This window comes from Bradyrhizobium sp. P2_E8 (assembly GCF_056403875.1).
This window is the reverse complement of the sequence record NZ_JBFUES010000845.1, coordinates 1-3,302: the sequence shown is the minus strand read 5'-3', so window position 1 is coordinate 3,302 and position 3,302 is coordinate 1. Positions and strand designations below refer to the sequence as shown.

Below are 3,302 nucleotides of genomic sequence, written 5' to 3'. Positions count from 1 at the left end.
CCGCCGAGATAGCCGGCAAAGGTGTGGATCGAGAAGGCGCGGCCCATCCGCGCCTCGTCCATGTGCTCGGCGAGGATCGCGTAATCGGCGGGGTGATAGACGCTGTTGGCGAGTCCGAGCAGCACGGCGCAGGCGATCATCGAGGCGTAGCTCAGATGCAGGCCGAGCAGGATCAGCGCGAGGCCGCCGAGCGTGAGCCCGATCAGCAAGATCCTGCGCGCGCCAAAATGGTCGACGAGATAGCCGGTCGGCGCCTGCGTCAGGCCCGATACGACCGCAAGCGTGGTCAGCGCGAAGCCGAGCTCGACATAGCCGACGCCGAGCCGGTCCTTCAGGAACGGGAACAGCATCGGCAGGACCAGCAGATGGAAATGGCTGACCCAATGCGCGATCGAGATTCCCGTCAGCGTGCGCAGCGCGCTGTCCGCCTTGCCTTGCTGCGGTGCGGCGAGAACGTCGACCATTGCGGTAGTTTCACTCCCTGGGGGAGCGCAAACTATCGGGGACAGCGGTTATTTGTCCATGAACGCAGGCGCATGGCAGGTAGCGCGGGCGGGACGACGGCGGAGGATTGTGCGTGAGCGGGCAGCCAAACGCACACCGAACGCCCCTCACAACGGCTCGTCATCGGGACCGTACCGGTCACGCTTCGGTGTTGCGATGTCGCCGTCTTCGTAATCGTCGTCGTCGAGGTCGCGCGGCAGCGGCTTCTTCGCCTTGTTGTCCGCCAGCTTCTCGCTGGCAGTCTTGGGCGGCTCGCTCGGCTTGGCGGTCTTGTTGGCGATCTTGGCCATGGCTGTTCCCGGATGGTGATGCTGCATCCGATCCTAGTCGCAATATGTGGGCAGCGCCCGACTTATCTCAAGAATGGCGCGCCGGGCCGTCAGTGCACCACCGGCCCGCCCGCCTTCTTCCAGGCATCGATGCCGCCGGCGATATGGGCGGTATTGGCGAGGCCCGCTTCCTTCGCCGCCGCGACAGCCATCGCCGAGCGTTCGCCGAAGGCGCAGAAGAACACGACGCGGCGGCCGGTGGCGGCAGCGACCTCGCGCAGCATGCCGCCGGGCTTCAGGCTCTCCTCGACGGACGGATAGGGCGTGTGCAGCGCGCCTTCGAGCATGCCGTGCTTGGCGCGCTCGTTGGTCTCGCGCAGATCGACCAGCAGGATGTCAGGCCGGCCGAGGATGCGGATCGCCTCGCCAGCGCTCAGCGCGCGGCCCTCCTTCTCCAGCTCCTCCTGATGCAGGCCGACGCGCATGTTGGCGGGCACCGCCACGTCCATCATCTTCGGATTGGGCAGCTTCAGGTTCGCCATCAGCTCGATATATTCGTCGACCGAGCGCACCTGGAGCCGCGGATTGTAGCGCTTCTCCTCGCCGATGGTGGAGACGGTGTCGCCCTTGTAGTCATGCGCCGGGAACACCATCGTCTCGTCCGGCAGCTTGAGCAGGCGGTTGAAGATCGAATCGTACTGTGCGCGCGAGGAGCCGTTCTGGAAATCGGTGCGGCCGGTGCCGCGGATCAGCAGCGTGTCGCCGGTGAAGACGCGGTCGCCCATCAGGTAGGAATAGGAATCGTCGGTGTGGCCGGGCGTGTACATCACGTCGAGCGACAGCCCCTCGATCGTCACCTTGTCGCCGTCGGCGACCCGCATCGCCACCACGTCGGCCTTGGTCTGGTCGCCCATCACGGTCATGCAATGGGTGCGGTCGCGCAGCTCGCCGAGCCCGGTGACGTGGTCGGCATGAAGGTGGGTGTCGACCGCCTTGACCAGCTTGAGGTCGAGCTCGCGCAGCAATTGGCAATAGCGGTCGACCTTCTCCAGCACGGGATCGAGGATCAGCGCCTCGCCGCCGGGGCGGCTGGCAAGGACGTAGCTGTAGGTGCCCGAAACACTGTCGAAGAGCTGGCGGAAGATCATGGCAAGACCCCGGCGTGGAGCTGATTTCGAGATTCTACTACGCCGCGGGCCAAAAAGAGAAGTAATGCACTGCAAAAATAAGAAAAATTGGAAGATTTTTACTCCGCGTGATGAGGCTTGGGGTGGGGTTTGGGGGCTGGCACGTCACACTCGCTGTCATCGCCCGCCACCGGGTCCCGCCTTCGGCGAGATCCGGTGGCGGGGAATGACAGCGGTGGGTGAGGCGGCGCCATAGCGCCCATGACGGCTCTCGAGCGTCGTCCCGGCACTCCTACGGCCGCACCACCGTGTACCCGTTCTCCGCCAGGAACAGGATCTGCCCGACCCCGACCTGCACCGGGGTGGCGGCGGGGATGAACTCGGGCCGCTTGCCCGTCTCCCGCTCGATCGTGTCGACCGTGTTGAGACAGATGTCGAAGCGCACGCCTTGCGCGATCAGGCTCTCGACCTGCTTGCGGCGCTCGCTGCCCGGCAGCAGCAGGTCGATACCGGGGCCGAACGCCACCACCTCGATCGCGACCTTGTCGGGGTCGTAGGCCTTCAGCAGATTGTTGGCGACGCTCAGCACCAGCGCCTGCTTCCGGGCATCGCCGTCGGAGAGCTGGAGCACGATCCTGTGCTCGGCGAACGGCTTGTCCTGAAGCGGCACCTGCTGCGCAAGAGCCGGCGGCGTCGCGGCCAAGGCGAGCAGCGCCAGCATCAGCGCGCGAAACATTTGCAAGCGCCTCATCCCTGTCCTGCAATCCCGGGATTGTCCTCGACGCCCTTCAGCGTCACGCCGGAGCCGAGCCGCTCCTGAAGCATCCGGCCCGAGCGCAGATATCTGGCCACCACGTCCCACACCGGCGCGCCCTGCTGGCCGTTGACCGAGGCCCAGCCCGCGACCTTGTAGCGGTGGTTGGCGCTGATCGCCTTGCCGTCATTGAGCTTCAGCTCCGAGATGCGGCCGCCGATCGCGCCCGCCGGCGTGCAGGTGTAGCTGAGGCCGCCGGCGCGCACCATGTCGCCGCCCTGCTGGTAGTAGGGATCGGCGTTGAAGAGATTGTCGCAGATGTCCTCCAGCACGTCCTTGATCTGCGCGCCGGTCATCTCCTGCACATAGGTCTCGGGATAGCTGATCGCGGTTTCCGCGAGCACATCCTCCATGGTCAGCGCCTGGCCGGATAGTGCGGTAACGCCCCAGCGGAAGCCCGGCGACAATGCGATCTGGGCATCGAGCTCGGTGCGCAGCGCCGAGCAGATCAGCTCGTCGACCGGGCCGGTGAAATTGCCGCGACGATAGAGCAGCCGGTCGGGCGTTGCGATCTTCTCCGACCAGTCGGCCACGTGCGGCGCACGAACCCGGCCGATCAGCTCGGCCATCGCAGGATCAGGCTTCAGC

At 65.9% G+C, this 3,302-nt stretch carries 5 protein-coding genes; all 5 read right to left on the bottom strand.

Annotation, left to right across the window (positions count from 1 at the left end; all coding sequences use genetic code 11):
* A partial coding sequence (locus AC1D00_RS32910) for an MFS transporter (protein ID WP_477013539.1) occupies positions 1 to 464 on the bottom strand: 464 nt, incomplete at its 3' end.
* Between the two features lie 147 nt (positions 465 to 611).
* Positions 612 to 794 carry a hypothetical protein gene (locus AC1D00_RS32905; protein WP_027542232.1) on the bottom strand — a complete coding sequence of 61 codons (183 nt, stop codon included), beginning with the start codon at positions 792 to 794 and terminating at the stop codon, positions 612 to 614.
* Between the two features lie 89 nt (positions 795 to 883).
* A complete protein-coding gene (locus tag AC1D00_RS32900) occupies positions 884 to 1,921 on the bottom strand; it encodes an MBL fold metallo-hydrolase (RefSeq protein WP_027542233.1) in 1,038 nt (345 codons plus the stop codon).
* A gap of 271 nt (positions 1,922 to 2,192) precedes the next feature.
* Entirely contained in the window at positions 2,193 to 2,651 is a 459-nt protein-coding gene (locus AC1D00_RS32895; RefSeq protein WP_477013538.1) for a DsrE family protein, read from the bottom strand.
* Positions 2,648 to 3,302, bottom strand: a 655-nt coding sequence (locus tag AC1D00_RS32890) for a 5'-nucleotidase C-terminal domain-containing protein (protein ID WP_477013537.1), incomplete at its 5' end; no start/stop codon positions are given. The genes AC1D00_RS32895 and AC1D00_RS32890, both read right to left, overlap by 4 nt.